This is a genomic window from Sedimentimonas flavescens (assembly GCF_019264375.1).
GTDB lineage: Bacteria > Pseudomonadota > Alphaproteobacteria > Rhodobacterales > Rhodobacteraceae > Rhodobacter > Rhodobacter flavescens.
In genome coordinates, this window is record NZ_JAHVAI010000024.1 from 21,983 (window position 1) to 28,137 (window position 6,155).

The 6,155-nt window shown below is 60.5% G+C and carries 6 protein-coding genes; 5 read left to right on the forward strand and 1 reads right to left on the reverse strand.

Annotation, left to right across the window (positions count from 1 at the left end; genetic code table 11):
* Positions 1-4 precede the first annotated feature (4 nt).
* The 5 genes from KTQ37_RS15685 to KTQ37_RS15705 all read left to right on the forward strand — a co-directional run bounded on the left by KTQ37_RS15685 (position 5) and on the right by KTQ37_RS15705 (position 5,591).
* Positions 5-1,675: an acyl-CoA synthetase gene (locus tag KTQ37_RS15685; RefSeq protein WP_218631453.1), complete on the forward strand. Its 1,671-nt coding sequence runs from the start codon at positions 5-7 to the stop codon at positions 1,673-1,675.
* A 103-nt stretch (positions 1,676-1,778) separates the two neighbouring features.
* Complete coding sequence (locus KTQ37_RS15690) at positions 1,779-2,357, forward strand: methylenetetrahydrofolate reductase C-terminal domain-containing protein (RefSeq protein ID WP_218631454.1); 579 nt, start codon at positions 1,779-1,781, stop codon at positions 2,355-2,357.
* Positions 2,354-3,364 carry a methylenetetrahydrofolate reductase gene (locus tag KTQ37_RS15695; protein ID WP_218631455.1) on the forward strand — a complete coding sequence of 337 codons (1,011 nt, stop codon included), beginning with the start codon at positions 2,354-2,356 and terminating at the stop codon, positions 3,362-3,364. The genes KTQ37_RS15690 and KTQ37_RS15695 overlap by 4 nt, the downstream gene beginning before the upstream one ends.
* Positions 3,365-3,476: 112 nt before the next feature.
* Positions 3,477-3,893, forward strand: coding sequence for a universal stress protein (locus tag KTQ37_RS15700; RefSeq protein ID WP_218631456.1), 417 nt, complete (start codon positions 3,477-3,479; stop codon positions 3,891-3,893).
* A 30-nt stretch (positions 3,894-3,923) separates the two neighbouring features.
* Complete coding sequence (locus tag KTQ37_RS15705; RefSeq protein ID WP_218631457.1) at positions 3,924-5,591, forward strand: BCCT family transporter; 1,668 nt, start codon at positions 3,924-3,926, stop codon at positions 5,589-5,591.
* A 260-nt stretch (positions 5,592-5,851) separates the two neighbouring features.
* Here KTQ37_RS15705 and KTQ37_RS15710 read toward each other — a convergent pair.
* A partial coding sequence (locus KTQ37_RS15710) for a hypothetical protein (RefSeq protein ID WP_218631458.1) occupies positions 5,852-6,155 on the reverse strand: 304 nt, incomplete at its 5' end.

Consider the following 6,155-nt stretch of genomic DNA (forward strand, 5'->3'; position numbering starts at 1 on the left):
GGCCATGAACAACCCCTACAACACCGATCTGGATCGCAACCCTGCGAACTACCAGCCCCTCACTCCGCTGAATTTTCTGGAGCGGGCAGCCAGCGTATTTCCCGATCATACTGCGATCGTCCATGGTGAACTGCGGCGCAGTTACGCCGCGTTCTATGCCCGGTCGCGGCAACTCGCTTCGGCCTTGGCCCAGAAGGGGATCGGGCGCGGAGATACGGTTTCTGCGCTGCTGGCAAACACGCCGCCGATGCTGGAATGCCACTACGGCGTGCCGATGTGTGGCGCAGTGCTGCATTCGATCAACACGCGGCTCGACGCGTCGATCATCGCGTTTCAGCTCGACCACGCCATGTCCAAGGTCGTGATCGTCGATCGGGAGTTCATGCCGTTGCTTCAGGAGGCGCTGACGATTGCCAAGGTTTCGCCCGTCCTGATCCAGTACGACGATCCCGAGTTCGACGGCCCACCGACATCGGTCCAAGCGACAGATTACGAGGAGTTTCTAACTGGCGGCGATCCTGATTTCGCTTGGCTGATGCCCGAGGACGAGTGGGACGCGATCTCGATCAACTACACCTCAGGCACCACAGGCGATCCGAAGGGCGTCGTGTCGCACCACCGGGGAGCCTATCTGCTGGCGCAAGGCAATGCACTAACGACGGGGATGCGGAAGCACGCCGTCTATCTCTGGACCCTGCCGATGTTCCATTGCAACGGTTGGTGTTTTCCCTGGACTCTTTCGGCGATCATCGGCACCCATGTCTGCCTGCGACAGGTGCGAGCCGAGCCGATCTGGAATGCTCTGGCCGATGAAGGAGTGACGCATCTGTGCGGCGCGCCGATCGTCATGTCGCTGATGATTTCGGCGCCTAAAGACGTCCAGCGCGATCTTAACCGGACCGTGCAGTTCTTCACAGCAGCCGCGCCACCGCCTGAAAAGCTGCTGGCCGACATGCGGGACGCGGGGTTCGATGTCACGCATCTGTATGGGCTTACCGAAACCTATGGTCCTGCGGTGGTCAATGACTGGCATGATGCCTGGTCGTGCTTGCCCCGCGCCGAGCAGGCAGCGCTCAAATCTCGTCAGGGTGTACGCTATCTGCCGTTGGAGCAGTTGGACGTGCTCGACCCTGACACGATGCGCGCTGTGCCACGCGACGGCAAGACGATGGGCGAGGTCATGTTTCGTGGAAATGTCGTCATGAAGGGCTACTTCCGCAACCCAAAAGCCACGAATGAGGCCTTCAAAGGCGGCTGGTTTCATTCCGGTGATCTCGGCGTGATCCATCCCGACGGCTATATCCAACTCAAGGACAGGTCCAAGGACGTAATCATCTCGGGTGGCGAGAACATTTCCTCGATCGAGGTCGAGGAGGCACTCTATCGCCATCCCGCCGTCGCCGTCGTGGCCGTCGTCGCCATGCCACACGAAAAATGGGGCGAAACGCCCTGCGCTTTTGTCGAACTGGCCGAAGGGCAAACAGCGGATGCGCAAGCATTGCGCGCCTGGTGCCGCGAGCATCTCGCCTCCTACAAGGTTCCCGGACAATTCGTCTTCATGACCATCCCAAGAACCTCGACAGGTAAAATCCAGAAGTTTCTCCTGCGCGAGGCGGCAAGAGAGCTTTCGGCTGGCCAACTCGATGCCTTGGCGCCGACAATCGGGGCGAAATAGGTGGGGAGTCGGCCACGCACACGCGGCCATAGAACTACGACGCTCGACCTGCCCTGAAGCAATCGCGCTCTTGCGCCAACCGACCTTGAATTGAGGTGATGCCATGTACCGGGTTCGTCTGTTTGCCGTCCGCCATTCCAGGGCCTTCGAATGGCTCTACGCCCGGCTCGAGAGCACCATGGTCGCGCTCGACCCGCTGTTTGCCCGCATTGGCTATGGGCGCATCGAGCGTCCAATAGCTGCCATCGAACGCGCGACCAAAGGTCTGTTGTTCGATTGCAAGATGTGTGGCCAGTGCGTACTATCTTCCACAGGAATGTCCTGCCCGATGAACTGCCCGAAGCAGCTTCGTAATGGCCCCTGCGGTGGTGTCCGCCCCGGCGGCTACTGCGAGGTAAAGCCGCAGATGCGCTGCGTTTGGGTCCTGGCGTGGGATGGCGCCGCGCGCATGAAGGACGGCAGCAAGGTTCGCGACGTCCAGCCGCCCGTTGATCGCCGCCTCGAGGGCTCATCCTCGTGGCTTAGGGTAAGCCGTGAGAAGGCAGCCGGGCTCCGCGAGGCCCGAGAGGCATCGCGCACGACCATAGCGAAAGCGTTCCCCGATGCCCGCGCTCATGAACCTGCGACGGCCCCCCTCGCGACGGAGCCCGCTGCAGCGATCAAGCCAGGAAGAGATCAATGAACGACGATCAGCAACTCAAGCCAGAACCGTGGCTGCCGTCTTACGACGATCCGCCCCCCGGTCACGTTTCGGGCAGTCGCCTCGAACGAGTGCTCCGCAGCGGCCAGTTCGCTGTAACTGCCGAGCTGAATCCGCCTGACAGCGCGGATCCAGCCGACGTATTCGAGGCGGCGCGGCCGCTCGCCGAGGTTGCCGATGCGATCAATGCGACCGATGCTTCGGGCGCCAACTGCCACATGTCGTCGATTGGCATCTGCTCCCTGCTGACCCGCGCAGGCCACGGCACGATCTACCAGATCTCCTGCCGCGACCGGAACAGGATCGCGATCCAAGGCGACGTCCTCGGCGCTGCTGCAATGGGGGTGAGAAACGTGCTGTGCCTGACCGGCGACGGCGTCGGCGTCGGTGATCAGCCGGGAGCCAAGCCAGTGTTCGACTTAGACTCGCTCTCGCTGCTACGCACGATCCGCACCATGCGGGACGAGGGCACGTTTCTCTCCGGCCGCCGCATCACCCGTCCACCACGGATGTTCCTGGGCGCTGCCGAGAACCCCTGTGTCCCACCGCTCGACTGGCGCCCCGAGCGACTTGCGAAGAAGGTAGAAGCGGGTGCCGATTTCATCCAGACAAACTACATTTTCGATGTGCCAGTGTTCGAGCGCTTCATGGCGCGGGTGCGCGATCTGGGTCTCGAGCGCCGCGTGTTTATCCTAGCCGGCGTCGGTCCGCTTGCCTCGGCAAGGGCCGCCCGTTGGATGCGCAGCAACGTTCCCGGCATTCACATACCCGACGCGGTGATCGAGCGGATAGAGAAGTCCGCGAAACCGGCTGAGGAAGGCAAGCGCCTCTGCATCGAGCTGATGCAGCAGATCCGCGAAATCCCGGGCGTCGCCGGGGTCCATGTCATGGCCTACCGCCGTGAACACGAGGTCTCAGAAATCGTTGCGGAATCGGGTGTCCTGAAAGGGCGGGTGCCGGAGAGGAGGCGGACACCAGTCACCAAGTAAATCGGCGGTCAGAAGGCCGTCGAACCCGCATGCATTCCAAGCAAGTGAGCCGAACAGGCGACCGGAAAGCGATGTGCGTAAACCAAATCAGATATCTTGAGGGGAAGCCAACATGTCCTATACCCACATCATGCTCCCGATAGACCTTGAACATGCAGACCGCATGGGAAAGGCGATCGAAACAGCGCTCGCGCTCGCCGTGCAGTTTGGAGCGAAGCTGACACTCGTCGGGGTGACTTCGGAGCTTCCGGGAGTGTCCGCCCACAATCCGACTGAGTTCAAGGAAAAGCTCTCAGCTTTAGCGCAACGACTTGGTGAAGGACTCCCGCAAAGCGCGGAATCGAGAACCTATGTGGCGCATGACCCGTCCGTTCAGATCGACGGCATCCTGCTCGACGCGATTAAAGACGTCGGAGCCGACCTCGTCGTAATGGCGTCGCATATCCCGAACGTTTTGAACGCGATATGGCCGTCCCACGGCGGGAAAATGGCGTCGCACGCCGACGTTTCTGTTTTCGTTGTGCGCTGAATCGCGTCAACAATCTGGAGGAGGAGAAAGATGACAGAAAAAGACCCCGGCGCCGAAGCCGATCTAGATACGCAATCCAAGGTTGAGCCCGTTCCAGCGCCTCAGGGCCGCACCGAGATCATCGAGACGGACTATGAGATCGGGCGCGACAATTTAACAAGCTCTTGGAAGCTGGAATTCGACATCCATCAGGTCGTGTTCACTGTGTCGGCACTGGGCGTCCTGGCGTTCACCTTCTTCACGATGGCCTTCCAAGAGGAACTCGAACCCGTGTTCATAGGGATGCGTGGCTGGCTAACCAGCAATCTCGACTGGTTCTTCCTGCTCTCGGCTAACATCTTCGTGCTGCTGAGCCTTTTCCTCATCGTCTCGCCCTTGGGCAAGGTGCGCCTTGGTGGCCCTGAAGCGGAACCATCATTCAGCTACATCGGATGGTTCTCGATGCTGTTCGCGGCGGGCATGGGCATCGGCCTGATGTTCTACGGCGTCTCCGAGCCATTGAGCCATTTTGATAGCGCCATGGGCGGCATCTCTGTTGGCGAGGACGGCATTCGCACCGACTGGGCGCCGCTGGGTGGCGCCGAAGGCGACGTTGCCGAGGCCACTCGGTTGGGCATGGCTGCCACGATCTTCCACTGGGGCCTGCACCCGTGGGCAATTTACGCAGTGGTTGGACTGGCACTGGCGCTCTTCTCTTACAACAAGGGGCTGCCGCTGACGCTTCGCTCGTGCTTCTATCCGATCTTCGGCGAGCGAGTCTGGGGCTGGCCCGGCCACATCATCGACATCCTGGCGATCTTCTCTACGATCTTCGGCCTAGCGACATCGTTGGGAATCGGTGCGCAACAGTCCGCAGCGGGTCTGAACTTCTTGTTCGGTTTTTCGACCTCCAATCCCATGCTGATCACGCTGATTTTGGCGATCACGGTGGTGGCGTTGGTTTCGGTCGTCGCGGGCCTTGATGCTGGCGTCAAGCGGCTTTCCGAGATCAACATGGCGCTCGCAGCAATCCTGTTGTTCTTTATCATTGCCTTTGGCCCGACCTTGGAAATCGTCAGCGGATTCTTCGCGAACCTCTTAGCTTATGGTGAATATCTGCCGGCGCTGTCGATGCCCTTCGAGCGTGAAGACGCCAACTTTGCCTCGGGCTGGACCGCGTTCTACTGGGCCTGGTGGATCAGCTGGTCTCCGTTTGTCGGCATGTTCATCGCCCGCGTCAGCCGAGGCCGCACTGTGCGCGAGTTTCTGATCGCCGTGCTGATCGTACCTACGATCTTGTCGGTTATCTGGATGACGGCAATGGGTGGAACCGCCATCAGCCAGCTTGTGAATGATGGGCTGACCGGCGTGCAGGACGCGGCACTGGAACTGAAGTTGTTTGAGATGCTCACGCATCTGCCGCTGACTGGCCTGACGTCGTTCGTGGGCATCATCCTCGTGATCGTTTTCTTTGTGACTTCGTCGGACTCGGGCTCGCTTGTGATCGACGCTGTCGCGGCAGGAGGCAAGGTAAACGCTCCGACACCGCAACGGGTGTTCTGGACCATCTCGGAGGGTTTGGTGGCGATAGCACTGTTGCTGGGTGGTGGGCTGGCTGCGTCGCAGGCCATGGCGGTTTCCACAGGCCTGCCGTTCACAGTCGTCCTACTGGGCGCGTGCTACGCCATTGTCCACGGCTTGTTGAAAGAGGCGCGCTGAGAATCCATCGGGGCGGCGATTAGCCGCCCCGTTTTCCAAGCCAACCCGGCAGCCTGCAATGTTAGCCGATAGTACCCGAACTAAAGATGAAACGTCAGACGATCCGGTAGAGGTCCGCCACGAATGATTTCCCAAGCGGTACCTCTTACCTGATAGATCAAAAGTGATATCGTCCAGATGGTTCTGCCCTGCCTACCAATTTTGGAGCATCTAAAGCCGGCGGTTTCGGCTGAAGTCATCCGCTCCCCAGACTTCACCTCTCACCCATTTCGTCCGAGGAGGCGGGGCGAACCGGGCTTGGGCACTGGAGAGAGCGCAGTGTCGATGATGTCGATCAGGTTGCGCGAACGAACCGCGTCTTCCTCGAATATCTGGCGCAAACGCGGATCCTCTTCGGTCGCAAGCTGCTCTTCGAGCCAGACGATGTCAACGGCGGCGCAAAAGTCGGCCATGGCGGCGGAGCAAAACCAGGCCAGTTGGTGAGAGAGTGCGCCATGGCGCGCGCGCTTCCCCCATAGCTGGCGCGGGCCATGGCGCACTGGCCCGTCAGGGCCAATCGTGTTC